Genomic DNA, 26,631 nt, shown 5'->3' on the forward strand with positions numbered 1-26,631 from the left:
TAGCTCCTATAATCCAGTGCTCAATACCAGAGCAAATACGAAGATAAATACGGCAAACCCTTCGACAATGGCGGCTGGAGCAATCGATAAACCAAAAATTTCCGGCTTGTTTTTGGTGGCATTAATCGCGCTGGCGCAACAAATACCCTGCTGAATTGCACAAAGCATAAGCGCAATACCGCTTAAAATACCTATGCCGAATAATCCTCCCGCTATTTGGGGCGTGACCGTTCGGTTTAAGGAAAACATGATCACAATGCCCATGATAGCCTGCGTTGAAGGAAGCACTGAGACGCCAATGTATTTGCCATAGCCTCCTTCCATATCAAGCATCGCTCCAATTGCTGCCTGTCCCGCTATCGCACAACCATAAATACTGCCAATAGTGGCCAACGCCATTGGGGCGGTGATTCCAATCCATCCCAACATCAACATTAAATCATTCATGCGATATCTCCTGCTTTTTAAACGGCTGATAGTTATATCCATCTTCTTTGACAGACCATTTGAAAAACTCAATGTAATTCAGGCGAAGTCCATGAATTACGGCCCCCATAAGACACAACACAAAATTTAAACATTGCCCTAGCAATAAGACCAGCCCCGCCAAAAGCCAGCTTGTTTCTGCAATATGCGACGCCATTGTATTAAAAGTTAATGCCAGAGAAGCGCCTGCGAGTCCCAGCGCAAACAAGCGCAGATAACTTAGAATATCTCCAAACAGGGAAGGAATTTCGGTTAAGGCAGTTAAGCCATGAAATCCTCTGAGAAGCAGCCCCTTAAAGCTGTTTACCGGAGTATTCGATGCAAAAAACAGCATCATTAATAAACTGAAAATTAGTAAACAGATGCCTGCTGTCACAATATAATTATTGTGATTCATCAGCCCATAGGCCCAAATCAGAGCTGAAATTATGAATACTATGATGCCGATGGATTTAACCCGCTCGCAAAAGCCGCTGCTAAACCAGGCGCGCATGCCACTGGCTATGCAAATGTGAAGGCAGCCAATCACAATCACCAAAGTCATCATTGATTTGAAATTCTGTATGTTAATGACTTTGAATTGGGCTAATACACTGCCTGCTTTGGGTTCAAGCCCCCAATAACTGCCAAGCAGCATTCCATAAATGATAGAAAACGCACTCAGGGTGACTAGCAAAGGTCTGAGCCAGGTTAATGACTGGCGTTTTCCCAAAGATTTCCAGCTTAGCAAGGTGATGACAGCCAGAACAATTCCATAACCGGCATCTGCTAAAATCATAGCGAAAAAAACAGAAAAGGAGAAAAACACCATAATGGAGGGATCCAGGGCACGATAACCCGGCGTTTGATAAAAGTTAACCAGCTTCTGCCCACCCTCCAGTAATGGCGGATTCTGCAAGAGTGTCGGAGGGATTTCATCAGCTGAAGGCTCTTCGATAGCCACACCTAACACTTGTTCCCTGCAGAATAATTCGATATCTGAAATTTTTGATTGAGGCACCCATCCCTGAAGAAAGAAGAAATTTTTATTGTCATTGATTTGATTGAGGGCCTGTTTAAACTGACTGCGATCGGCAAACGCCGCAATCTCTCGCGATAATAAAAAACGATAACGGGTCAGATTGCGCCGTTCATCAATTAAATCATCGATTTGTTCATTCAAATCTTCCAACTGGTTTCGCAAAACCTTAAGCGGAACAGCACCAGTATGGCTGCGCAACGAACAGAATGCTTCCCCCTGAGGTTCTTCCCGAGCCAGTAAAACGAGAAATATATAGCGATTGTCGCGATACACTTCCTGAACAATTTTATCTTTAGGAATTAAAGCCGCCTCTTTATAAGTCAGTTTATAAAACCATAATTTAATCCCACTTAGCTGTGACTCGTCAGGTAAGTGAAAATTACCCCATTCTGCCAGCTCATGAACACGAGCGAGTAAGCGATCACGCTGATCAATCAGCTCCTTCATGTCTTTCTGGTTTGCCAAAATGGACATTAGAATTTCATCTGGATTGAATTGTCTCCACTGTAAACGCTGACGGCCCTGTTCTGGACAATCCTTGAGATAGCGTACTGCGGTGTTGAATTGATCCAGCAAGCTGGTTGAAGGACAAGTTAAAACGCTGTTGTCCTTTGGTTTGACTGAAATTAAGTGAATACAACCCAGAGCCTGTAATTGATCAACCATGGAATTTTTATTAAGGCTGCTTCCAAAAATGGATAATTTCTTAAAGGCGACAATGCTCATAGCATCTCCCTTTTTTTCTTGGCAATTTTTGAGCTGACCACTGCGGCTCGCTCAGTATCAGCCAGAAAAATCTGGATCAGCCGAATTTGTTTTAATGCATCAGGAATAAGCACTTTTTCAAACAGATTTTTTCGTTGAGTTACTGTTTTAATGGCTTTGGCCAGAATCTCTTGTTGCAATAACAAGGTTCTCATTTGCAAACGAATGCTGACAAGCTCAGAGATAGCTTGAATAGCCGCTTCAAACCAGTGAGGCGTATTGAGATAGGCATAACCCTCGACAGTATATTTAACAGATTTAAAAACCGGCAGATTTACTCCGGCTATATTTTCCTCTGCGGTATCGACAGAATCGATCTGAATCATTTTTTTGATTTCAGTGATCATACCCGAGACCATTGGCAGGTTATTTTTCATATGCTCTTTTAATTGAACTTCTTTATTCGTCAACTGTTGGATGTTCTCATCAATATGCACACGAACTGAGAGCAGTTTTTTTCTCTTTAATTCCAGAGAAGGTAAATAGCGCTGATAGTTCTTCAGATTTTTTTGTTGCAGACTCAAGGCACTTTTATTCAGTTTGACTTGCGTCATTTCCTTCTCCTGGCACTTGAACTTTGAAGTATTTGGCAATTAATTCCTGCTTAATTAATAATTCGTTCTCCTGAAAGCACTCGCCTAAAGTTTTCCAGGATAAATCAAGCGCTTTTTCCAAAGGGAGAGACACTTTAATATCCATAAAGCGCTCGCGAAACAGACGGCCAAACTTCAATAAACGTTCATCGTATTCGGTGATTTCAAACGCCATTGCCTGCTTTTGCTCCGCTTCGCAGGCTGCCGAAAAAAAGCGGATCATGGCATTCATAATTTGCCCGTGATCATCACGGGTCTGCTTGCCGATAACATGCTGTTTTAATCGAGATAAGGATCCAAACGGATCGATAGATCCGGCATGTAAATAGAGTTGTCCTTCGGTGATATAGCCTGTGTTATCAGGAACAGGATGGGTCAGATCATTGCCGGGCATGGTAGTGACGGAAAGGATGGTGACTGAGCCGGCGCCCTGAAAATCACAGGCTTTTTCGTAACGTCTGGCTAACTGAGAGTATAAGTCGCCCATGTAGCCGCGGTTTGAAGGAATACGCTCCATTGCAATACCGACCTCTTTCAAAGCATCGGCAAAAGCAGTCATGTCGGTTAGCAGTACCAGAACTCGCTTCCCCTCTTCCACTGCCATTTTCTCAGCCACTGCCAGTGCCATATCGGGAACTAGCAAGCGCTCAAGAATTGGATCGGATGCTTGATTAACAAACATAACAGTGCGCGCTATTGAGCCATAATCCTCAAATGTCTTACGAAAAGCATAATAATCATCAAACAATAATCCCATTCCACCAAAGATGATTATATCGGCATCGGCCTGAGTTGCAATTTTAGCCAGCAATTCATTGTAAGGTTCCCCGGCAATGGAAAATATCGGAATTTTTTGGCTTTCTACAAGACAATTGAATAAATCAATCATGGGAATATTGGTGCGGATCATTTTGGATGCCAGAACCCGACGTGTGGGATTTACAGTAGAGGTACGTATGGGAGTAGTATCTTCCTGCTCCAGCGTGGGACCACCATCAATGGGCTTGCCAATCCCGTTAAATACTCGTCCCAGAATATTGTAAGAATAACTGACCCTCATTGGATGCCCCAGCAAACTGACGGAGGAATCCGTAGACAAGCCCTTGGTGCTGCCGAATACCTGTAAGCTCGCAATCTGTTTTTGAAGATTAATGATCTGCGCTAAAAGTGTTGTACCTTCAGGCGTATGGATGAGCGCCAAATCATCCAGTCTCGGTGAAACCACATGATTTTCAGCCTGTGGAATAGAAATCTTGAGAATATCGCCTGTGATTTCCCTTATATTCTTATAATGTATGATTCCCATGTTCATCTCTCTTTATATGTTCCGGTTACTTTCCCTTTTTGTATCGGAAACAGCGCAACAATGGGAACTTAAAAAATTCTGTATTCTGGGAATAATCGTATTGCGAAATTTACTGCCGTTAAAAAGGCCGTAATGGCCAACCTTGGGTGCCAGATAATATTGTTTCATCGAATCAGGAAGATTCTTGCATAAGCTGATTACCGATTTGGTCTGGCCAAGACCGGTGATATCGTCATTCTCCCCTTCGATGACCAGAATTGAGGTCTTTGTGATATCCTGCAATCGAATGTCTTTGCCTCTGGATTTGTATCGTCCTCTGGCAAGCAGATGTTCCTGAAAAACAGTATGAATGGTTTGCATATAAAACTCTGCAGTCAAATCCATAGTGGAAAAATACTCCAGATAAAACTGAATTGTTTTAAGCGCTTTATCTTTCTGATTTGCTCCATAATCATGAACAGCCGATAAGAGCGATTCGATATGCCGTTGCATATTCATGCTCATAAAACCGGAAAGCTGCATGAATCCTGGGTAAACGAGCCGCATCGCGCCCGGAAAATGCCCGGGGACCATTGAGATCACATTTTGCTGAAACCAGTCATCCCCTCTTGAAACTGCCAGACGATTCACTGCCGTGGGCGATTGATTCGTGTCAATGGGGCCGCCTAATAAAATTGCGCAATGAGGCAGATGCGGATCATTATTGGTAGACATTAAGGCCAATGCGGCCAAAACAGGTACTGTCGGTTGACAGACAGCCATCACAGAGAGATCCGGTCCTAATTGTATGAAATAGGAAATGACATAATCAATGAAATCATTTAAATCAAAAGCCCCCTCTTTCAGCGGCACATCGCGTGCATTTTTCCAATCGGTGATATAGACGTCATAGAAAGGCAGCAAGGCTTTGACCGTGTCCCTGAGTAAAGTAGCATAATGACCCGACATGGGGGCCACCAGCAGCATTTTTGGCTGCGTCTCCCCTATGTTCCGTTTCCTGAAGTGAAGCAGATTGCAAAAACTTTTCTCGTCCACAATTTCTTCAAACACATCAAAATAATCATCGCCTATCTGAACCTCTTTAATGTCAAATTTAGGCTTTTCATAAATATTGGTAACCATGTGGTATACATAGAAATAACCGGCTAATTCCCGGTAATTTTTAACGGCCCCCTGGGTGAACTGGCTGATTGCATCAGTCTGCATTTCCGATAAATAGGGAAGCGTCACCGGCAAATCCAGCGAGTTCGCAATTCTTTGACAGCGTTTGGACAAGGTCAGGCTGTAATCAGACAGCGGTTGAATAAATCGCATCAGCCAATCATAGGCATTATATAAAGAACGATTATCAAGTGGATTGAACAACATGGGAAGATTCCTTTTAACGTGTAACTGCTTCCTTGTGTATGCTTAGTATAGTTGATAAAAAAACAGCTAGATCTTTTTATTTTTATCTTTATAAAATGCTATAAAATCATCGACGTTAAGTGCTTTGGAATAGAGCCAGCCCTGTCCGTATTCGACTTCTTTTAAATCCAGATACTCAGCCTGCTCCACCAGCTCTATACCTTCCGCAAGAATTTTGAGATTTAACGCTTTTGCCATATCTATAATATGCGGCGTGACATTACTGGTCGCTGAGTCGGTGCGGATACTGGCTATGAAGGATTTATCGATTTTCAATACATCCAATTCCAGATTTTGCAGGTAAGAGAGGCTTGAATAACCGGTTCCGAAATCATCAATAGCCACCACATATCCAAGACTTCTGGCATTTTGGATCATTTCCTTTGCAAAATTCAGTTCAACAAAAGCACGTTCGGTAATTTCCAGCCAGATCTGACTATTTAAAATGAAGGTAGTTGCCAGCTTAGCCTCAAGAGTTTTAAGTATTTGTCCTTTTTTTATATCCGCCGCACTTAAGTTAATTGAGATATGTAGGTCGCGATCGACTGATAGTACCTTGCCCAAATCGGCGATCACGAGGTCAATAACCTGCTCCGTAATTTTGGTGATCAACCCCTCTTTTTCCGCAATCGGTATAAACAAATCGGGAGATAATTGCTCACCGCTGGGGCGAAACCACCGCACTAAAGCCTCAGCGCCCACACATTGTCCAGTTTTTAAGCTCACAATGGGCTGATAAAACAGAGTAAGTCGTTTATTTTTTATTGCTGAGGCAAGTTCTCCAGCAATCGAAAGACGATGCTGTGAAAAATAAATAACCAAACCGATAATGAAAGCGGAGATTGCAATAGCTAATGGCAATAATAAGCCCAGTTCGTTTCTCAATTCATTATATAATACTTCTCGCGACTCAATGGCCGTGGCAACGAACCCTTCATCACTTGAGGTATAGGCTATGATTTTATCTTCGACTTGCTGATGGTCCTGCGAAAACTGCTTTACCAACTTCATATCTGGCCGATGGCGCTCTGCAATTAGCACGCCTTTTTGAGTGGTGAGGGCAATCTGCACAGAAGGGTCAACCAGAATATCCAGAAAACGGAGAGGATCTACCAGGATATAGTAATTTCCATATTGAAACGCAATTAATAACTTATTGTTTCTTACCATCGATTTTATGTTAAAAGAAGCACCAAATCCTCGTGCTGTAATCAGGTCCGGTGCATATTGCGACACAGGGCTATTGGCAGCACCCCAAATTGAACACTTTAATAAACCATTCTCAAAAAAACCAATCTCTTCTACCACCGGATTGTCTACAGTAATTTTTCGCATGGCGTTTAAATGATCAGGGGCGCAAACAGATTGAATGTGGAGTTTGTTCAGCTCATATAAAGCCTCTCTGGCCAGACTCGCTGTATGCGAGGCGCGCTTAACGACTTCATGAGTAATATTCGACAAATGCTTCTGCTCAGTTTGAATGGCGCGCTCAACTGAAAGGTAAAGCACAACAAGAATGGGGATTACTGCGCCCACGATTGCCAATAAAATTGCGACAATAATCAGTTTTGCACGTTCCAATGAGCATCCTTATTTCGTTGCTGGTGTATGGGGTTTCAAGTCCCGCTCACTACGCCCGCTGTCTTGAATCCTATACAAAATGCAGTAAAAAGCAGGAACTAAAAACATAGTGATTATCGTACCCACAGTGAGCCCAAACATAATCGTTACTGCCAGTGAAACCCAGAACACATCCTGCAATAAGGGAATCACACCCAGAATAGTAGTCACTGCGGCATTGACTACTGGCGACAGCCGACTGACACCGGCTGAAACCACCGCTTCATAGGGCTTCATCCCTTCCGCAAGATTAATATTGATTTGATCAAGCAGAACAATGGAATTTTTAATCATCATCCCGGATAAACTCATTGCTCCCAGCAAGGCGATAAATCCAAAAGGAACTCCCGTCATCAGTAAACCCGCGGTTACACCAATCATCGCAAACGGAATAACTGCGATAATGATTAACGGAGGCCGGTATGAATTAAATAGCATCACAATAATCATTAACATAATCACAATAGCCGGAAATAATCCTGGCTTTAAGGCACTTGCAGACTCATTACTGCTTTTATATTCGCCATCCCAGGTGAGTGTATAACCAGGAGGCAATTTAATTTTTTCAAACTGCGGCAAAATACTGTTTCGCAATGTACTTGCAGTCACCTGATAAGGTGAGCATTGAACAGTGATGGCCCGTTTCCGATCCCAGCGCCAGATAATTGGATCCGTCCAGGACAGTTCAATGCCATCAATTACCTGCGCCACAGGGATTGTTTTACCTGAAAGCGCGGCACTCACCTGCTGAGTGGGCAGATCAACTGCTGCACGCTCACGTTCTGCCAAAGGCTGACGCAGGATAATAGGAATCAAGTTATCCTCTTCCCGATAAAGCCCAATGGGTATCCCGTCACTGGCTCTTTTCAAAGCCTGGGCCAGATCGGGACGAGAAATACCTGCCCAACGCGCCCGTTCCTGCTGATAATCAGGAACCACCTGCAAAACGCGCTCTCGCCAGTCAGTCCTTACGTCAATTGCATAGGGGCTTGCTTTTAATATTGCCATCGCCTGATCAGCGAGATTGCGCAGTATGGCCGGATCAGCATTGGCAGGGCCGCTAAAACGTGCCGCTATCTTCCAGTTGTTAAATGCGCCTACTGCGTATTTTCGCACTCTCACCAGCGATTGAGGAAAGGTTTTCTCATTCCATGCCGGTAAACTGGCTACCAATTTATCGACTTCCTGCAAATCCTTAACATTCACTATGAGCTGCGCGTATGAAGAATAAGGGAACTCCGATTCAACAGGCAAGTAAAATCTGGGCGGTCCCTGACCGATAAAACTGCTGACACTGACTACACCCGTATCGTCCAGTAGTTTTTTTTCCAGGGTTTTAACATCAGCGGAAACATCCTGAATTCTTGTGCCTTCAGGCGCCCAATAATCAATCATGACCTGAAAGCGTGAGGAATCAGGAAAATACATAATGGGTACAAAGCGAAAACCTACGATAGACAGTATGAGTAAAGCAATCATGGTCAGGGAAAAAATAAAACGATAACGAATACCTGCTTCAAGCAGCGAACGGTAGACTTTGTAAAACCAACTGCTGTATTGCTGGTTCTCATCCTCCGTTCCCTTGGGTTGGGGCATAAAGGAAATACATAACAGCGGTGTAACCGTTTGTGACAACACCCAGCTTAATAGTAATGACACCGCAATCACAGTAAACAGACTGCCTGCGTATTCTCCTGTGTCATAGCTTGAGGCAAAAATAGGATAAAACGCCATCGAGGCTACAAGAGTCGCTCCAAGCAGCGGCCAGGCTGAAATATCGGCTGCTTCAATAGCCGCTGCTTCGCGATCCATTCCCTTTTTCACACGAATCATAAATCCATCTGCAACCACGATGGCATTATCCACCATCATCCCCATCGCTATGATTAGCGCCCCTAATGAAACACGCTGGAGATCGATATGTAATAGTTGCATCACGATAAAGGTGCCCAGGATTGCCAGAATAAGCCCGGAGACGCCAATAATCATTCCCGCAGTAAAGCCCATAGTAAAGGTGAGAACAATGAGTACAATAACAACCGCTTCCAGTAAATTAATTAGAAACGCATTAATTGACTCTGCAACGATATCGGATTGCCAGGAAATTTTGTGTATTTCAATTCCTTTCGGCAAAGCGCTCTGAATTTCATTGATACGCGCATCAATTGCCTTACCAACCTCTACAGCATTCACTCCAGACAAGGGGGCTAAGGCAATTCCAATTGAGGGAAGTCCCGAATAGCGCATTAATTGTTTGGGCGGATCAATGTACTCTTCTTTCACCTCGGCGAAATCTCGAATTCGGATAATCTCATCGCTTTGTTTTTGAGTTTTGACTTTTAACTCAGGTGTGATGGCCAAATCGCCAATTGCCTCGGCATTAGTAAATTCACCGGTTGGTACAACTCGAAGGCGCTGTTCCTGAAAATCAACAAAGCCTGCGTCCACCACCTGATTCTGTAATTTTAAGGTTCTTTCAAGATCAGCAGTTGTAATCCCTAACTGTGAAAACTGTGTATTTGAAATGTCTAAATAAATACGTTTTTCCTGAACCCCCCATAAGTCGACACGAGCCACACCCGGAACAATGCTTAATTCTTTTTGCAAAATTTTGGTATAATGTTCTAACTCCGCGTAACTGTAGCCGTCCGAACTCACTGCCAGTAAAAATCCAAACACGTAGCCGTAATCGTCTCCGACTACGGGCAGGCTGGCTCCCGGCGGCAGTTTATCCTGAATATCTCTTAATTTTTTTCTTAATGTATCCCAGACCTGCGGCAGGCGATCAGACCAGTATTCGTTTTTAATATTGACCTTAATAATAGATAGCCCCGGCCTCGAAATGGAAGAAATATCCTTCACCTCAGACATTTCCTGAATTTTTTTCTCAAGCAAATCGGTCACTTCAAGCTCCACCTGCTCAGCACTGGCGCCTGCATAATGGGTTGTGATAATCGCAGTTTTTACGGTGAACTCAGGGTCTTCCAAACGACCCAGATTGAAAAAGCAGACGGTGCCGGTGATGGTTAAGAGTAACACAAGAAACCAAGCTACTTTTTTACTTTTGACCGCACTGTTAGCTAGTGAGCTCATTTTTTCTTATCGTCCTGATTTAAAATGCTAACCACATCGCCTTCTTTTAAACTGTGAATTCCAGCAATCACCAGCCAATCCCCGGCTTTTAAGCCTCTCAGTACGGATAATCCGGTTGGAGTCAACTCGCCAATTTGAATTTCCTGCTGATGAACGCGGCCGCTTTCAGGATCAACCAGCCAAACGAAGGTTTTATTACTGTCGCCCACAGTCAATACCGCTGATACGGGAACAGTTAATTCAGACTGGGTATTGTTTTTCTTGATTACCCCCTTCGCCTTACCTGCCATGCCTGGCAAAATTTCAATGCCCTTGGGCTGTTGCAAAAGCAGTGTCACTGGATAAGTACGGGTATCCGGAGATGCTTCGTTGCTGATTTCCTTAATCTGAGCGGGAATGGAATGTGTGGGAAAAGCATCAAATTGCACTACGATATTGCTTACTGAGGACATAAGACTAATAGCACTTTCAGGAATTTGAATCACCATTTCAATTTCTGAAATATTAAGCAGCCTGGCAACCTGTTGGTGGCTGGAAATCGTCTGGAAATTTTCAACATATAAGTTGGCAATCTGACCGTCGAATGGCGCTTTGATAACACTGTCTACTAATGCTTTTTCGGCTAATTCCAGATTGGATTGGGCCATAATCCATTTTGACTCGACCAAATCATAATCTGATTTGGAAATGTGACCTTTTCCTACCAGCTCTTTGGCGCGCTGATAATTTTGTTTGTCGCGCACGAACTCCGCTTTGGCAGCCTTTACCTTCGCCTGAAAATCTCTGGGATCCAGCTTGGCAACCAGATCGCCTTTTTTAATTTTGTCACCGATTTTAACGGGTAATTCGATAAGTGAGCCGGCCACGTTAAATGAGAGATCGACCTCCTGAGAGGCTTTGGCTTTCCCAGGAAAAAATCGTCCATCAAGTGCAGTGGAGTTTCCTATCTGAACGGCTTTGACCGGTCGTGCCTTGGCAATGGTTTTATTATTGTTCTCATTTTCGCTGCAAGATAAAAGTAATAGAGCCGCAATCGCGTATCCCACATAACACAAGCCTCTTGGAAACAGCTTCATGATTATCCTTAATTTCAATGTGTCTTTTTCTCTCCGCAGCGATGCGTGAATCTATCCTTTACCAAACAGCGCTATAAACTCATTAAGGCCCGCTCATACTCGCTGTTTCGGATGCATTTAGCTCAGCATCAGCTTCAGTCTTTACCTCATCTTTCATCTGAGTCAGAGAAGCCTTCATTTGATTTGTAATTGCAACCGACTTCGTTTGCAGGGTTATTCCTGTAACAGCATGGAACAAACGGACCAAACTATCAAGAATTCCTCTATGTTTTCCTAGGTCGGTTTTTTGCGCTGCCTCAATTTCTTTTGTGGTTTCCTGTTTAAACTCATCAATGGTTATTCGAGCTCTGGCATAGCGTTCTCGTAAATCTAATAGAGTTTTATAAAGCTCTGTAGCTTGCTCACCGACAACACCGTTCTTGCTCGACAGGCGCATAGCCTCCTTTTTCAATTGTTCGAGATTTTGGTCGATAATACCCAGGTAATTATCTTTTTTTGCTTTAGCATTTTCAAAATGCTGGGCAAAATCCATCACTTTATCTAAAGATCTGTAAAGTTCTGACTTCGAATTTTCAAGCTGAGCACTTTTGTCTGCCTGACTTTGCAAGGCTCCAATCAAAAGTGGGTATCGCATAAGATGCTGCATGGGAACAATTGCGACATTTTCTACTGATTTCAGGGAGATTTTTTCACTCGGATCAGAATGGGCGTCATTATAGATCTTCACTGCATTATCAATTTGCTTACTGTATTCTGGCTGAACCAATGCCGCTTTCTCCAGCCGGCTGATAAACTCAGCAAAACGCGGGCTTTGAATCAGCTCCGTTAATTTACCAATAACTGTTTCAAGACTGTCGTCCTCATTGGTGATTAGCTGGTCAATTTCCATTTTTTCATAAGCAAGTTTCAAGTCCTCAATATTTTCAATATAAGAATCCATTTCATGATTGTCATCAATCCGATAGAGGAAATCGGAAAGTTTATTGAAACTGGCATATGCCGTTTCAGCTTTAGCAATAATTTCTTCAAGAGCATAGGCTGCCTTGGAATCCGATTTTGCTATCCAATTGGCGCGCAGCTCTTTCTTATCTTTCATCTTTTACAAATCAGTAAGGGAATCTTACTTAAAATATAGATCTAATTTTCACAAAACTCATTTTATTAACAATTTGTTAATATTTATACAATATAATTCATTTAAACATGTCTTTTATGTAGCGTTTATATTATGAAAAGAGAAGAAGTGGATACCCTGATTGTAGGTGCTGGTCCCTCAGGTCTATTACATGCCATTGGGCTGCTTCAAAAAAATCCCCAGAAAAAGATTCTGATATTGGAAAAACGGGAAGAATACACGCGAAACCATGTAGTCCGTTTTAAATACTCCAAACTGGAAGAATATATAAAAACAATAGGCGGGGAAAACATACCGGAACTAACCGATCTGGTAAAACGTCTCAAGAAAAATCCTGCAATCCGAATTAACGAACTTGAAGGAATATTAAAAAAAGCGGCGCTGAGAATGGGCGCCGAAATCGAATATGACGAAGTTAAGGATGTTCAGTCACAGGTCTTTGAGAAATATCCTAATCTTGATCTGCTGATTGGTTCTGATGGTACCCATAGCACTGTTTCAAAGCAGGTGTTTGGTGAGGATAACCAGATTAAGCACTCTTTTGATTATGTGCTTCAGGTAAGATTCGAGGTAACAGGACCCAAACCCAATGCAATCGATTTACCCAGCTGGCCTTCTTATTTACAAGCCTATGGAGTGGCGGGCGAAGAAGTCATGGGTAAAACAGTGGATGGTAAAACACCAATCACTATGCAGATTATGATTTCCAAGGAAGATTTTGATGCCTTAACTCCGCATGCCACGTCAAAAACCCCTATTCGTCCTTTTAACGACGCTGAAACCAAACTGGACAAAGTTCCTGATGAGATCATGCAGAAGGTCAAAGGCTATCTTGGTTTACGGCTCGCACATTACACCAATAATAATGTGGGTGAGCATATTGATATGAGCGATGTTCGCCTGAGCGTTAATGAAGCTCCTGCCACAAGGGCGAAATCAGTTCTAACGTTTAAAGAGGTCGGCGACCGGAAAGTCACGGTAATGCTGGCTGGCGATGCGGCACTAGGCCTTTCCTATTTTAAAGGGGTAGATGCCTGTCTGGAAAATGCGTCTCATGCACTGAATGCGCTGAATACGGATTCACCAGAGCAACGCACTGAAAAACTTGAGGAATATTCTGAATGGTTTGATAAAGATTTAGCGCCGCGAAAAGTAAATGAAGTCGCCCAGTACAGCAAATACGGCGCGCGTCTTCCCGTTTCGATATTTGCTTTTTTAAACAGATTGCTTGGGCGTGATTTTGCGATGAATACTGCGCAGGCTGAGCGTTTTGCTGATTTATATCATGGTAATCAGCGGGAAGTTCAAAAGAATGGGGCTTCACTGGATATTCTGAATACCCCCTATCCACATCGCAGCAATTACTTTATGTCGGTACTGAATACAACCCCTGTACCCGTATCCGAGCATATGAAAACTATTGGCAAACATTTCCAAAAATTTTTTACGACTTACAAGTCGACTAATTACCTTTACAGGGATTTATTACAACCCCTTAATGCAGTCAAAAATATTGTCGAGGGGGCTTTAAAAATTGGCTTATCCCCTCTGATGTTTTTAATAGCAACCCCGATTAATTTGTTCAGCACCAGAAAATTTAAAACTGGCTGGGAACAAGTCAAAGCCAGTTTCTCGGCAACAGTAGGCAGGATGGGAGACGGATTTGGGCAATTGGGTGTAGGAATTACTTTGGCACTCACCGCTGTCTTTATGCCGATAAAAGTGGTGGTCAATAGTATTACGACTGCTCGTGCAGAACCTCGTAAAATTGAAAATAACCCGGGCATGGCCAAATTGATAAAAGAGGCCGAGAAAGTTGATCATGAAGAAATGTCTGTCAATAAAATGAATGCACTCCGTATTGACATGCATCGCAAACTTGAAAAATCCCTCGATAGACATCAGAAAACAGATATTTCAGTTGAAGAGGAGCGCAAGGCATATAAGGCCTGTCAGCCCAGCAATCCGGAATCCTATAAACAGTATTTCAAACTGTTTAAACCAGCGTCTCAAACTCCGGTTGAGGGCAGTAAAGCAGCTAACGATACCGCAATAGACTCGACAGAAACCAGATTAGGTAAATAAACGCTACAAAGGCTCAAATAATTGTAGCAGGCGCTCTCTCAAAGGCCGGGCGATTTCAAGCCCTGCCTTTTCAGGTGAGCCGGCATTAAAAGGCGGCTCGGGATCATATTCGATGCCTAGTTGCAGTGTTTCAGCCACTTGCCGTCCAGCCGCTTTGGCAGCCAGCAGTAAGGCCATATCGATTCCTGCCGAAACGCCCGCCGCGCTGATAATTTTGCCATCCTCGACAATCCGCTCCGAAACAGGTTCTGCACCCCAATGTCTTAATCTGTCTAAAACTGCCCAATGACTAGTGGCACGCTTCCCATGCAATAGGCCAGCCGCACCGAGAATTAAGCTGCCCGTACAGACTGACGTTGTCCATTGCGTAGTTTGATGAATCGATTTGATCCAATTGAGTATCTCTGGCTCGTGGGAAAGGCTGGTTGCTTTACAGCCTCCTGGAATCACCAGAATATCGGTTTCAGTTACGTCAGATAAGGCATAATCCGCAATCAACTGCAAACCCAAACCGGTCTGTACTCTTCCTGCCTGTTTGGCAACACGTTGAACTGTGACTCCAGGTAAACGCGCTAAAACTTCATGCGGCCCAATACTATCGAGGGTTGTCATCTCATCATAAAATAAAAAAGTGATTCGCATTAATGCTCTCCTAGTTTTCCTGTGTCAGCTGGTAAATTAATAAGGCAGCACGTTCGGTTTGAATTGCCAAGGAGGCGATGTCCAGGGTTTCTTTTTCTGAATGAATACCAGATCCTGCTGGTCCGAGGCCCGCCAGCGACGCCTCGACATCAGATGCAATGAATGAAATATCCCCCGCTCCTCTTAAACCTGGATCCAGTGGTTTAATTGATCCATAACCCAGCTGGCTGCTTGCCTGACTGTACTTTTCCAGTAACTTTAAATTGCTGTCGGTGGGAGGCATGGCGGGAATTCCATCCTGAAATCTGATGACGGCGTTCGTACCTGTCAGATGGGAATTTATAATTGCCGCGATTTTTTGCTGAGCGGCTTCTTTTTGCTGTTCACTGATAAAGCGCAGGTCCCCATTTGCAACCGCCGCTTTGGCAATGACGTTTCCTTTACCAAAACCTTCCCCCCGAGAATCCTTGTTGTCGTAGTCAACACTGGTACCGCCCAAAATAAAGCCAGGATTAAATGATAAATACTTTTCACCAGCAAGCTGCTCACGCATGGTATCCAGAATTCGTACTAGTTCATAAATTGCACCGTAGCTGACACCCTGCTGAAAAATTTGTGAAGAATGCGATTCAGTACCCTCACTGGTCATTACCCAGTTAGTTATACCCCGCCTTGCAATTGTTGCTGTATCCATTGTGACTGCTCCTTCAAAATCCAGGGCAATATCGCAATGTCTGGCTACCTCTTTAAGCGGTTTTCTTGAAATAGAAGTCGGCTTGCCGGAGTCTTCCTCATCACCGGTTAACACCACCGTAATATTGGCATCCTCAAGAAGATTGTTCGCTTGTAAGGCTTTTAAGGCATACAGGATAACAATATCACCACCTTTATCATCGACAACGCCTGGGCCTATTGCAAAATTTGCTTCACGCTTAAATTGCTGGAAAGGGCTGTTTAAAGGGAAAACCGTATCCAGATGACCTATTAAAAGCAGGCGCTTTCCTTTTTTGCCGGGATGCTCGGCAATCAATGTGCCAGCTCGTTGCATGGAAGGAGGCTCTTCCTCCCAGCGCAGTTTAAAACCCAAGGTTTCAAATTCGCTCTTAAGAATTGAACCCACTTTGCGAACACCCGTTATATTGCTGGTACCGCTGTTGATATTCACCAACTGCTCTAGCAAGGAAAGCTGCTCCTGCTGATGGGCAGATACAAACTGCTTGATTTGCTGTTCAATTGGCTGATTGGCTGTTGCCCCATTTGAAGAGATACCCATCATGAGAAGCATGCAAACTATCCGTTGAAGCGAGTATAATTTATTTACTAACCGCATTTTTCCCCCCTAAACTCGGCAGCAGTTACTCTTGACCAGTTTTTGTCATTCCCGCGTCAGGCATTGTTGCGTAAATAGAACCAAACAGCAAACCTGTCGTCTTTGCGAACAAAGTGAAGCAATCCAGATCGAAGCTTGAGCAAAGTAAGGAGCCAGATTGCTTCACTAACGCTCGCAAAGACAGTTTTGTGTACCTATCCACACACGTAATATAACAACTCTACATTAACACACAAGGGCATGGCGAATAATCTGGACCATATATAATATAATTCTTAATTTCTTCATTCTTGGCATAATGGATGGGCTTTTTCCCAGAAAAGTCCAGCGCTTCAGAATCCGCTTTAAAACGCAATAATAACTGCGTAAGCGCAGCATGTGATGATTTAACGCTCCGATGCAGCAAGCTGTCTCCATCCTCACTCTTCTCATTGACATTGATTCCAGCCTCCAGAAACAATGCGACCATTTGGAGATTTCCTTTCTCGACCCCCACAAAGACCGGCCTGCCTTCATGCGTTATAAAATTAAGCTCGGCGCCCTTCTCTTTCAGTAAATTAAAGACTGGTTTATGCCCCATCTCAGCGGCAATCATTATTGGCCGGGAAATAACCGGATAACGAAGTATCAACTCCCCGTCCTGTAATTCATTATTCGAAACTATAACTGGATTACCATCAGGGAAGGAGAACAAAGATTGCAGCACAGGCGCATCGATATCAGCCCCATGTTCGAGCAAGAGAGCAGTCATTTCCATATAGCCTTTTTGTACTGCTACAGTCAGAGCAGTACAGAGGATCTCGCCTCTTTGCTGATATCGGTTGATATCTGAAATATGAGAAAGCACCTGTTCCACCACATGAAGATTGTTTTTCTCTACCGCGGCAAATAATAATTGATACTCATCTATTTTTCTAAAAAAATTGATAGTCATGATGTCAATCTTCCCTGAATTCATGATCCTGGATAATCATTCAATCAGAATTAATGACGACTTACAATTGCCCTCAATCATATCAGGATAAATAAGTATAAACCGGACTATTTTTTTTAATTTTTTTCTTTAAAATACACCAATAAAAACTTATTATTAAAGAGCAAACATGCCTTTTTATGTCCCTTCCTATGCGACCCTGCTTAAGCAACTGAATGCATTAAAAGACGTTGATTTAAAAGAACGTCAAGAACAGGATATAGAAGTCATTGGCAGTTTAATTATGCAGGGAAACCTCGCACAGGCAATAGAAAAAGCAAAATTTGAACAAACAGCGAATGATAACCATTATTTGATGTTTCAATTAGTCAGTATAATGAGAGAATTAACTTATCCACCTGTTGAGCAAACGTATAGATCAGAGGCTCCCCTTAGTTTATATGAAAAGATCGGCTATTTAGTCATTTATCGCCCTATAGATATTGAGCAATTAAAAGAGCTTTATCAAACCATTCCTGCTTCATCGGAGTACTACGAGAGGTCACAAAAGCAAATCACCGCTATTCAGGCAGCGATTGATTTCAGCAGCAAGTCTAATGACTTAGCTGAAGAACTTACCGAAAAAGATGAAGAAAGTACAGCATGCCCCTTGGGCTTGTAATTAGAGAATATCCAGGCTGGGAGAGAGCTGATTTGAACCCTCTCTCTAACTCTCTCCCAAAGGGAGAGAGGACTTTGAGGAAAATTAAGAGAAAATCCCTCTCCTCTGAGAGGGATTTTAGCATGATTTAGCACTTAAAAAATATCGATTCTTTAAGAATACGTTAAGTTTAACCACGTATAATTCAACTATTAATCTGACTAAATGGAATTATGTTTCTGTAAATAAAAGGATTCGCAGTTTTGTTGTAGGTGATAACATGAAAGAGAAAAAAGAGAAGGTATTTGTACTCGTTAACCTCGGCACAGATACTAAGTATACCCCGACTCCCGAAGAAGATCCCGTTAGTTATCCTGATGGTGAAGCCTTAAGCGTCGCTGGTCAATTAGTCGATTCAAACGGTGTTCATCGTGATGATGAAAGCCCCTATGTCTCTGATAAAATAGAAGTTATCATCGGTCCCGATACCTTGGGTAAGGCCGTTTATAGCCGTATCGCCCGACAGATGGAATCCCTTCTCAAAGCCATTCTTCGCGGTGACGACCGAGCTGCTATTCTTTCTCATAGCCGAGGCGGGGTAGAAACCGTCCTGCTCACTCACTACATGAATGCGATTAAGAACCTGTTCAATCAGAATAAAGGTTCCAATTACGAACAATTCATTACCCTGCTTAAAGCCGATCCGGTTGTTGGTCCTTTTTTAGCCAATGCCACTATTACTAAAAAACTTCAGCAGGAAGTCTTTCCACAATTAAAAGCCGTTTATGAGCAAAAGCAAACAATCGATCTTAAATTAAGTATTTTTGTTCTTGATCCCGTTCCTGGCGATGTTCCCATTTACGGATGGGATGACAAGTTATTTTATCAGCCTCTTCCTGAGATCGTTGATCAGGCAGAAATAGTTTATTACGAAAACGAAATGAGCTGGGGATTTACACCCATCCTCCCTAAAGCGCCTGTTCACGAAGGCGCAAAGTTTTCCGCCATTACGATTCCGGGACATCACGGCACCGGCTCTTCAGGAAATAACTGTGACCAGACAGGTACGCCTGTTCCGGCTGTACCGCGTAAATCAGGTGAAGGCAATGCCAATGCAAAACAAGCTCACAAATTAGTATTTTTAAAACTGCTTCGGTTTTTAAATGATAATCAAGTGCAGTTCGACATGAACAGTTTTGCAACTGCGCCGGAAAAAGGCTTGCTTAACCGAGTAATTCGCTCTCTTAATAAACATAAGCTCACCGATAAAGACCATCCTCTGCTTTCCACGAAACAGACCGAAGGGGAGCCAATTGAAACAGTAATTAATTCTGAATGCCTGGTTCCTGCCACGTATCGTTCTTATTACAAAATTCAGAATAATGAACTCGCTTACAAGGTATTTAACAATACCAATTATGCCTGGCTTGGCAAGCGCAATAAAAAATATCGCGAAGCCTTACAGGATGGTAAATACGTCCCATTATCCACTGTTATTCCACCTGTGTCAGGCTTTGTTAATGAAGAACATGCCAATATTGCCCGAGAAAAATTGTTCAAGGATTTTGGTATCGATGCCACCTCGTCTATTGACCATCTCCTGACTCAGGCCACACTGACTTTGGTATCAGGATTCTTAGCCGCAATAGCCAAGCCAGATAAAGAATTAAAAGCAACCCCAGTCGACCTGTCCGTTTCTTCGTCGATGACCGAGAGTTGGACTAATCTAATCCCTGCTGAAAAGCCGGCTGATATGCCTTCCACAGTTGCTAATTTACTGGCAACTGAATCAGGCCAGAAAATGATTAAGGAAGGATTTTCTGCGGTCGTTGAAAAAATCAGCCAGAGCTATTTATCCGCTGGATTAGATCCCGCCACTCGATGGACCCTTTATCAGGCGATTGTGGGCGCATTTAATCAATTTGAAGAAACATTAATTAGCTTAAAGAAGAGCGAAGAAAGTCAATCTTCAGAACCTGTTCCAGTGGGCGCAGTGGCTGCTAATGCCGCAAAAGCAGCAAGCAGTTCCGCGCAGAATAAACACAGTGAGTTGTCCAAATTGCTGGAAGAAGTTAAAGAGGATGCGAAGTCGTCTCTAGTTAAAACATTTGCTCAATATCAGCAAAATCTCGAACACGAACTTCAGAACATTGTGGCTACCATTGAGACCTCCAAGCATGACAAATTGGTAAATGGCTTTAAAAAAATAGCCTTTTCAATTGTTAAAAAGAATGCGGATACCAAAGAAATTAATAGTGAAGAGGACAAACGCTTTTTTGCCGCATTGGAAGAACACGTAAGTGGAGTCAAGGATTCAGATTATCCAGAAACCATTGCATTGCTTTGGCCATTAATTAAAGGCGATATCATAGCGATTTATGGTTTATCAGGAGAAAACGCCGAAGCAATTAACTCTATTGATTCCGAGTTATTAAGCAAATATTTCGATACCGAACCAAGCTGGTCTGACTTTGAATTACTCTTTGAAAAACTGATTAATTTCCAGAGGGATCTCAAAGCGGTTGAGATATTACCTACCGATGAATACTTGCATGAGCTTCAACTCAATTTGAATGCATTATGTGATTGTGCTGCCCGACATTTGCCAGCACCAGGCGATGCCTCAGAATTCGCTAAACAAGTGAGATGCTTCAGAATTCTTGCAGGAATAGACGAGTTTCCTTCAATTGAAAAAATCAAGGGTGAATATCACCTGTTGGAAGAAACGCTTGCTGAGCTTCTTCTTAAGAATGAAAACATGGCAGAAATAAACGAGCGTTTATCTCAGGCCAGGATTCACGCAGAAGAACAAGTGAAAGCTCTGGAATCTAAAAATGCAGCTTCACTGCTGTTGATGCAGGCTTTGACAGCTCAAATAGACGATTTTCAACTGAAAACAGCGTCTTTACAAAATCAGCTTGAAGCTCGGACTCAAGAAAAAGAGGGATTAACTGTTGAAAATGCTGATTTGCAAAAAACTGTTGAAAGTCTTCGACAAGAAATAGCAGTTTATACCAAAAAAATAGATGTCTTATCTTCTGAAAAAGAAAAGCTGGATGTACAGAATAAAGAATTGTTATCGACATTATCCAAATTTAAAGGGATGAAGGAACACATTCAGGCATTACTTGCAGACAATGAAAGACTTCAGGCAAGCAATGAGAAACTCCAGGATCAGGTTGCTGTGTTAAAGCGGGAGAAAAGCGAGGCCGTTGCCCAGCAATTCGAGATGGTAATGGAAGCCCAGGCAAAAGACAGGCAACTGTCTGCTGCCGTCAACGAAAATCTGGAACTAAAGTCTCAACTGGGAGTCATTACAAAGACCCGCAATGAGTTAGATGAGCAGAACCAAAGCCTGGCAGAAGAAAATGCAAAATTACGTGCTGAAATTGAAGCGAAAAGTCATGCAATGGACGAGACACGAAGACTCCAGCAAGCGGCGGCTCGTGAAATTGAAGCTTTAAAGTCTGAAAATAGCGATTTACACAATCAATCAGCCCATGCGAAAGAATCGGCGGAGCGACAAATCGCTCAATTGAGTGCTGAGAACTCACGCCTGGCGGCAGAGTTGAATCAAGCGGCTGAACAAAATGAGGCGAATAGAAACGAAATCGGGCGATTAGAAATTGCGAAAACCGCACTTGAGGAAGAGCTTGTTCGGGCGCGGGCAAGTCAGTCCTTAGAAGATGAAGCTAAACGTGCTGAATTGCTCAAGGATTTAAACAGTGACACCCAAAGAAAATGCCTGAATACCATTCACGATGAACTCTTACCTCTCATCGATGAGTATCTGGAGCATCTCAAAAACAAAAAAGATCCGATTGCGGAACAGAAAAAGCAAATAGTAACCAATTTGAGAGCAATACTAAATGATGATATAGGAACCCCTTTAGCCGTGGATAGAATGAAAAAATATCAAGCGCAACTCACTAAAGAAAATAAAGAGATGCTTTCATCACATCGTGACGGTCCCTGGACACGTTTTGCCTCAAATTCGCTGAAAATCCTGGCGATAGCGCTTACCGGCGTGCTTCCTGGCTTGGCAGTTTTAGGTGCTTATTCTCTGATTACAGGCAGGTCACCGATGTTCTGGCAGGCACAGGGTAATCGAACCATGCGGAAAGTTGAAGATACAATCAATCACTCTTTGAAGGGATTTGAAACGCCCGGGAGAAGCCAGTAATTATCTGGCTTCGACTTAATGCGAACAGCACGAGCCACTTCAGAACTTAATGTTGGGCCAAGGCCCAACTTACTCCTCTCGCGAAAGTGCTGCTTTAATAACTAGTTTGCAGGTAGTTTGCGAAAGCCTACCGCAAGTCGATTCCAGCCGTTAATGGTGATGATAGCAACCGTCAAATCAACTGCTTCTTTCTCGCTGAAATGCTTCAGTAACTCCTCATAGACTTCATCAGGTGCATGAGTTTCAGATAATAAAGTAATTGCCTCAGCCCAAGCTAGTGCCGCACGTTCGAGCTCTGTAAAGAATGGCGCTTCATGCCATACCGCAACAGCATTCAGACGTCTTTGCGTTTCCCCTGCTTTTAACGCATCAACACAATGCATATCAACACAGAATACGCAGCCATTGATTTGAGAAACTCGCAGTTTCAGCAACTCAAGCAAGCGCTTGTCCAATCCGGATTCATTCACAAATCGCTCAAGATTCAACATCGCTTTAAGTGCTTCAGGAGATGCTTTATAGAAATCGGCTCGTGTAATAGTCATCCTAACCCCCATATGTATAATGGATTATCAGCCGTGGAATGTGAGTTAATTATAGCTCATGGGAAAAAAGCGGCGCAGGGTTAGATTAAACTGTCCTCCCCGCGCGGCATTGTTGCGTAAATGAAAATAGGTGTGTGCAAAAGGCTGTCATTGCGAGCATTAGCGAAGCAATCCAACTCATACCCCTGCTCAAGCTTTGGTCTGGATTGCTTCGCTAACGCTCGCAAAGACAACAGTTTGATTGAATGGTTTTTTTCACGAACAACACCTGTGCGGGAAAGACATAATTTTCGTAACTTAATGGCAGTGCAGGTTTAAGTGACTACTGCGCTGCCTCACATAAGAATTTAAGGGACAGTTTGAGTGCTTAACTGCTGTAATTCATATTGAAGAAGCGAGATTTTTTCTCTGTGGTCAACCAGGGATTTAAAATGCTCAAGGCACTCAACATAGTCCTCAGCACGCTCCTTCCGATAATCCCCCTGCTCGGCAAACTGGTTTTCCACTCCATTAAATAGCTCAGCCGCATCCTCCAGAGCATTCTCTATTCCGCATCCCAGTAGAAAATTGGCAGGCATAAACGCATCCCCTATCAGGCAATAAAATCCTCCCTTAGGAAGACTCATCGCATGGTGACTGGCAATTTCGAGATCCATTTTGAACACTGAAGACAGGGTTAAGGCTCTGGTTTTGAATTTTTCATTCTTCATTAATAACTTCATAATGCGGTCAAACCATTTTTTTAGTTCCCCGGTGTCCTTACTTTGTAAAATTTCCTCAGGCACTTCACCAGTAGCATAAACGGTTTCAGACTGCTTTGAATACTTTATAAAGAATACGGGGGAACGATCAAGCTTCCAGCCTAAAGATTTTAGTTCAAAGATCTGCTCCGGAGATAAAATAATACTGGAATCAAATGGGGTCATTACCGGGGTACGCATCATCTCAAAAGGAGCATTCTCAATGGCTAAACTGATAATACCAAAAGCATTATATTCAGGATTCTCTATTGGCTCATAGGAAATCGCAAACTCAGGATTTTGTCTATTCCAAACCCGTGTATAGGATTTAGCGGTTTTTCCCGACGCATCAACCAGCAGGTCAAAATGAACGCTCTGCTGCTTGCCATCGATTTCAAGGACCAACTCCTGATCCTTCCCTCTGGCCTCGATAACCTGAGCATCTCCTTTATGAAAAACCAATTGCTGATCGTCTGAAAACTGAATTGTATTTCTTTTAAAAGAATACGCTTTCTTCGCATAAATCAATTGTAGCTTTTCATATTGATAGCGTTGCAAATCACCGATAGCAATCACCGTACGCTCTTTTTCAATAAGCTCAAAAAAAGCCAGATCAAGACGCTCTTCTTCGTTAAGCTCGGGAAGCTTTTGCGGCGCAATTAACTGGCATCTAAAATCCCTCTGATCTAAAAAGTATGCTTTATTTTTAAGCGAACTTAAATTAAAGAAGTCAGCAATAGTTTGCTCTTGTAAAACCACTCCCTGACTACGGCTAAACAATTGATCTTCTCGCCTGGAGTCAATCAAATGAACCGAATAACCTTTGGTTAATAAGCTAAGAGCTGCAGCCAGTCCTGCAGGCCCCATTCCCATGATATAGGCATTTTTTGGCATAAAGAGTTATCAATGAGTGAATGTGTGAAAGATAGTATCACTGGATTATTAAGAAATTATTAGGATGTGTCTTAATATTGCGCAGTTATTCTGGATCCCGTGAACCCACCAGTACGATATGTAGCAACACCACACAGGGTGATTGTCTATAACACAGTCTACTCTTATCTTCTACGTCCCGAGGGATCGAGGCAATGCGTCTGATTGGAAAAAGCATTTTTAAACTCGCTACCAATTTTATGGATACCCCGCATAAAGCGGGGTACGTAGGCTCTTAGGGGTACGTAAGCTCTTAGGGATAGGTAGGCTCTTATAGGATGGTTAAATTTTATGACCATCTCTCAGTGACAAGCCGCAGGGCATAGAGGTGATGTGTAGATACCTATTGGGTTTAGTCACAGGAGCAAGGGATGAATTTCGCTCATCAGCTCATTTTGCTTAACATCAATTTATACCATACCGCATAGGGTTGGGCTAACCACCACTTCCAGGGCACACGACCATAATATTTATTTACTGTCTGTATGGCCTCCTGATAATGTAAGCGACGCAGGCGGCGTGTTTTAGTAGCTGAATGAATGCGATTTACAGCGATAAACTCATCGATGAATAGCAGAGGGCCGCCTAATTTAAACAAACGCCACCACAAATCATAATCCATCGCCATATGAAGGCTTTCATCTACCCCGCCGACAGCTTCCCATGCGCTTCGCCTGATTAAGCTGGCCGGTTGAGAAATAATACAACGGGATGCCAGACGATCCTCAAAAAAAGCTTCCACCCAGACGGGCTTTCTTCGCCCTGACTTTTCAGACACATTCCATGAGCGCCCATAAGCGGCTGGTTTTTCAGGAGCCGATTCAAGCGCATTTAACAACAAATGCAGACTATTTGCCAAAAACCAGTCATCGCTGTTTAGCCAGCACACATACGGAGCCTTGCCCCGCGAAATCCCTTCATTGATGGCCTGAGCCTGTCCTTCATCGCGGGCGATACGCCATCCACTTAGATAATTTTTCCATTGATCGATAATCTCGGGCGTACAATCGGTTGAGCCCCCGTCCATAACAAATACTTCAACAGGAAGATTCTGCTTAAAAATGGAAGCCAGGGCATCGTTCAGAAAACAGCCCTGATTGTAGGAAGGGACCACAATGGTTATTAAAGGTTTCAAACTCATGATCGGATATTCATCATTAGAAAATCACCGTAAGCTTTCCTGATTCCATCGGTTAGAATGGTTCGGGCAGACCAGCCCAATGCATGCAATTTTCCGGTATCTAATAACTTGCAGGGTGTTCCATCAGGCCTGGAACTATCGAATACTATTGTTCCTTCAAAACCTACTGCCTCCATTACAATCTCGGCCAGTTCCCGGATAGAACAGACACTGCCAGTCCCCACATTAAAAATTCCTTCATTGACTGCTGATTCCATTAAAAATACGCAGGCATCGGCCAAATCATCTACATACAAAAATTCACGCAGTGGTTTACCTGAGCCCCAGACAAGCAACTCTTTATCTCCACGCTGTTTCGCTTCATGGGTTCTGCGAATCAGTGCAGGAAGCACATGGCTGTTATCAGGATGATAATTATCATTGGGCCCGTAAAGATTTGCCGGCATTACCGAGATGAACTGCGTACCATATTGCCGGTTATAATTCTCACACAGTTTAAGGCCTGCAATTTTGGCAAGCGCATAGGGTTCGTTGGTTGGTTCAAGCACTCCACTTAGCAAATAGTCTTCTTTCATGGGCTGCGGGCAATCACGCGGGTAAATACAGCTTGAACCAAAAAAGAGCATACGCTCGACACCTGCTATCTTGGCTGCATGGATAAGGTTGGTAGCAATCATCAGATTCTCATAGATAAATTCAGCCCTGTAAGTATTGTTCGCGTGGATTCCACCCACACGCGCTGCTGCCAAAAAAATGTAAGCCGGCTTTGTATATTTGAGAAACTCGGTCACCGCCATTTGCTCAGTCAGATCCAGTTCCGAATGAGTGCGGGTTATCAGATTGGTATATCCCGCTGCGGTTAAACGGCGTATCAGTGCCGCACCCACCATGCCTCGATGGCCGGCGATATATATACTGTCAGTCTTGCTAATTGGGTTACTGTCATAGCTTGGCAC

Annotated in this window: 19 protein-coding genes; 3 read left to right on the top strand and 16 right to left on the bottom strand. The window is 43.2% G+C overall.

The annotated features are described in order from the left end of the window. Positions 1-6: 6 nt before the first annotated feature. The 9 genes from DYH61_RS09570 to DYH61_RS09610 all read right to left on the bottom strand — a co-directional run bounded on the left by DYH61_RS09570 (position 7) and on the right by DYH61_RS09610 (position 12,463). Positions 7-447, bottom strand: coding sequence for an ATP synthase subunit C (locus DYH61_RS09570; protein WP_058508787.1), 441 nt, complete (start codon positions 445-447; stop codon positions 7-9). Continuing rightward, a complete protein-coding gene (locus DYH61_RS09575) occupies positions 440-2,233 on the bottom strand; it encodes a V-type ATP synthase subunit I (RefSeq protein ID WP_058508786.1) in 1,794 nt (597 codons plus the stop codon). Before DYH61_RS09575 ends, DYH61_RS09570 begins: the two co-directional genes overlap by 8 nt. Next, positions 2,230-2,826, bottom strand: a complete 597-nt coding sequence (locus tag DYH61_RS09580) for a V-type ATP synthase subunit D (RefSeq protein WP_058508785.1) — start codon at positions 2,824-2,826, stop codon at positions 2,230-2,232. Before DYH61_RS09580 ends, DYH61_RS09575 begins: the two co-directional genes overlap by 4 nt. Next, on the bottom strand, positions 2,804-4,171 hold the full coding sequence (locus DYH61_RS09585; RefSeq protein WP_058508784.1) for a V-type ATP synthase subunit B: 1,368 nt from the start codon (positions 4,169-4,171) through the stop codon (positions 2,804-2,806). The genes DYH61_RS09580 and DYH61_RS09585 overlap by 23 nt, the downstream gene beginning before the upstream one ends. Positions 4,172-4,183: 12 nt before the next feature. Beyond that, positions 4,184-5,539 carry a polyhydroxyalkanoate depolymerase gene (phaZ, locus tag DYH61_RS09590; protein ID WP_058508783.1) on the bottom strand — a complete coding sequence of 452 codons (1,356 nt, stop codon included), beginning with the start codon at positions 5,537-5,539 and terminating at the stop codon, positions 4,184-4,186. Positions 5,540-5,605: 66 nt separating this feature from the next. Further along, positions 5,606-7,159: an EAL domain-containing protein gene (locus DYH61_RS09595; protein ID WP_058508782.1), complete on the bottom strand. Its 1,554-nt coding sequence runs from the start codon at positions 7,157-7,159 to the stop codon at positions 5,606-5,608. Between the two features lie 9 nt (positions 7,160-7,168). Then, entirely contained in the window at positions 7,169-10,291 is a 3,123-nt protein-coding gene (locus DYH61_RS09600; protein ID WP_058508781.1) for an efflux RND transporter permease subunit, read from the bottom strand. Continuing rightward, on the bottom strand, positions 10,288-11,367 hold the full coding sequence (locus DYH61_RS09605) for an efflux RND transporter periplasmic adaptor subunit (RefSeq protein WP_058508780.1): 1,080 nt from the start codon (positions 11,365-11,367) through the stop codon (positions 10,288-10,290). The genes DYH61_RS09600 and DYH61_RS09605 overlap by 4 nt, the downstream gene beginning before the upstream one ends. An 82-nt stretch (positions 11,368-11,449) precedes the next feature. Beyond that, positions 11,450-12,463 (bottom strand): BAR domain-containing protein, encoded by a 1,014-nt coding sequence (locus DYH61_RS09610; protein ID WP_058508779.1) that lies wholly within the window; start codon positions 12,461-12,463, stop codon positions 11,450-11,452. A 132-nt stretch (positions 12,464-12,595) separates the two neighbouring features. On the opposite strand from DYH61_RS09610, the gene DYH61_RS09615 reads away from it, so the two are divergent. Next, a complete protein-coding gene (locus tag DYH61_RS09615) occupies positions 12,596-14,587 on the top strand; it encodes a flavin-dependent monooxygenase (protein WP_133129081.1) in 1,992 nt (663 codons plus the stop codon). Positions 14,588-14,590: 3 nt separating this feature from the next. Here DYH61_RS09615 and DYH61_RS09620 read toward each other — a convergent pair whose 3' ends face one another. The 3 genes from DYH61_RS09620 to DYH61_RS09630 form a co-directional block, all read right to left on the bottom strand. Next, complete coding sequence (locus tag DYH61_RS09620) at positions 14,591-15,229, bottom strand: DJ-1/PfpI family protein (protein WP_058508777.1); 639 nt, start codon at positions 15,227-15,229, stop codon at positions 14,591-14,593. Positions 15,230-15,239: 10 nt separating this feature from the next. Next, positions 15,240-16,559, bottom strand: coding sequence for a M20 family metallopeptidase (locus tag DYH61_RS09625; protein ID WP_058508776.1), 1,320 nt, complete (start codon positions 16,557-16,559; stop codon positions 15,240-15,242). A gap of 220 nt (positions 16,560-16,779) precedes the next feature. Then, positions 16,780-17,493 (bottom strand): ankyrin repeat domain-containing protein, encoded by a 714-nt coding sequence (locus tag DYH61_RS09630; protein ID WP_160037279.1) that lies wholly within the window; start codon positions 17,491-17,493, stop codon positions 16,780-16,782. Positions 17,494-17,662: 169 nt separating this feature from the next. Here DYH61_RS09630 and DYH61_RS09635 point away from each other — a divergent pair, with 169 nt between their 5' ends. Together DYH61_RS09635 and DYH61_RS09640 are read left to right on the top strand one after the other, a co-directional pair. Further along, complete coding sequence (locus DYH61_RS09635) at positions 17,663-18,154, top strand: hypothetical protein (RefSeq protein ID WP_058508774.1); 492 nt, start codon at positions 17,663-17,665, stop codon at positions 18,152-18,154. Between the two features lie 259 nt (positions 18,155-18,413). Then, a complete protein-coding gene (locus tag DYH61_RS09640; protein WP_058508773.1) occupies positions 18,414-22,316 on the top strand; it encodes a coiled-coil domain-containing protein in 3,903 nt (1,300 codons plus the stop codon). A gap of 101 nt (positions 22,317-22,417) precedes the next feature. Here DYH61_RS09640 and DYH61_RS09645 read toward each other — a convergent pair whose 3' ends face one another. From DYH61_RS09645 to DYH61_RS09660, 4 genes are all read right to left on the bottom strand, one after another. Further along, a complete protein-coding gene (locus DYH61_RS09645; protein WP_058508772.1) occupies positions 22,418-22,861 on the bottom strand; it encodes a carboxymuconolactone decarboxylase family protein in 444 nt (147 codons plus the stop codon). A gap of 347 nt (positions 22,862-23,208) precedes the next feature. Continuing rightward, positions 23,209-24,495: a hypothetical protein gene (locus DYH61_RS09650; RefSeq protein ID WP_058508771.1), complete on the bottom strand. Its 1,287-nt coding sequence runs from the start codon at positions 24,493-24,495 to the stop codon at positions 23,209-23,211. A gap of 424 nt (positions 24,496-24,919) precedes the next feature. Next, the gene (locus DYH61_RS09655) at positions 24,920-25,675 is read right to left on the bottom strand and encodes a glycosyltransferase family 2 protein (RefSeq protein ID WP_058508770.1); all 756 of its coding nucleotides are present in this window, start codon (positions 25,673-25,675) and stop codon (positions 24,920-24,922) included. Next, positions 25,672-26,631 (bottom strand): GDP-L-fucose synthase family protein, encoded by a 960-nt coding sequence (locus DYH61_RS09660; protein ID WP_407927364.1) that lies wholly within the window; start codon positions 26,629-26,631, stop codon positions 25,672-25,674. The genes DYH61_RS09655 and DYH61_RS09660 overlap by 4 nt, the downstream gene beginning before the upstream one ends.

The organism is Legionella quinlivanii, assembly GCF_900461555.1.
In the GTDB taxonomy this organism is placed as follows: Bacteria; Pseudomonadota; Gammaproteobacteria; order Legionellales; family Legionellaceae; genus Legionella_C; species Legionella_C quinlivanii.

Bases quoted from the DNA above. Each gene is read 5' to 3' on its own strand.
- DYH61_RS09570 (WP_058508787.1), bottom strand. From the start codon at position 447: ATGAATGATTTAATGTTGATGTTGGGATGGATTGGAATCACCGCCCCA.
- DYH61_RS09575 (WP_058508786.1), bottom strand. From the start codon at position 2,233: ATGAGCATTGTCGCCTTTAAGAAATTATCCATTTTTGGAAGCAGCCTT.
- DYH61_RS09580 (WP_058508785.1), bottom strand. From the start codon at position 2,826: ATGACGCAAGTCAAACTGAATAAAAGTGCCTTGAGTCTGCAACAAAAA.
- DYH61_RS09585 (WP_058508784.1), bottom strand. From the start codon at position 4,171: ATGGGAATCATACATTATAAGAATATAAGGGAAATCACAGGCGATATT.
- phaZ (WP_058508783.1), bottom strand. From the start codon at position 5,539: ATGTTGTTCAATCCACTTGATAATCGTTCTTTATATAATGCCTATGAT.
- DYH61_RS09600 (WP_058508781.1), bottom strand. From the start codon at position 10,291: ATGAGCTCACTAGCTAACAGTGCGGTCAAAAGTAAAAAAGTAGCTTGG.
- DYH61_RS09605 (WP_058508780.1), bottom strand. From the start codon at position 11,367: ATGAAGCTGTTTCCAAGAGGCTTGTGTTATGTGGGATACGCGATTGCG.
- DYH61_RS09610 (WP_058508779.1), bottom strand. From the start codon at position 12,463: ATGAAAGATAAGAAAGAGCTGCGCGCCAATTGGATAGCAAAATCGGAT.
- DYH61_RS09615 (WP_133129081.1), top strand. From the start codon at position 12,596: ATGAAAAGAGAAGAAGTGGATACCCTGATTGTAGGTGCTGGTCCCTCA.
- DYH61_RS09620 (WP_058508777.1), bottom strand. From the start codon at position 15,229: ATGCGAATCACTTTTTTATTTTATGATGAGATGACAACCCTCGATAGT.
- DYH61_RS09625 (WP_058508776.1), bottom strand. From the start codon at position 16,559: ATGCGGTTAGTAAATAAATTATACTCGCTTCAACGGATAGTTTGCATG.
- DYH61_RS09630 (WP_160037279.1), bottom strand. From the start codon at position 17,493: ATGACTATCAATTTTTTTAGAAAAATAGATGAGTATCAATTATTATTT.
- DYH61_RS09635 (WP_058508774.1), top strand. From the start codon at position 17,663: ATGCCTTTTTATGTCCCTTCCTATGCGACCCTGCTTAAGCAACTGAAT.
- DYH61_RS09640 (WP_058508773.1), top strand. From the start codon at position 18,414: ATGAAAGAGAAAAAAGAGAAGGTATTTGTACTCGTTAACCTCGGCACA.
- DYH61_RS09645 (WP_058508772.1), bottom strand. From the start codon at position 22,861: ATGACTATTACACGAGCCGATTTCTATAAAGCATCTCCTGAAGCACTT.
- DYH61_RS09650 (WP_058508771.1), bottom strand. From the start codon at position 24,495: ATGCCAAAAAATGCCTATATCATGGGAATGGGGCCTGCAGGACTGGCT.
- DYH61_RS09655 (WP_058508770.1), bottom strand. From the start codon at position 25,675: ATGAGTTTGAAACCTTTAATAACCATTGTGGTCCCTTCCTACAATCAG.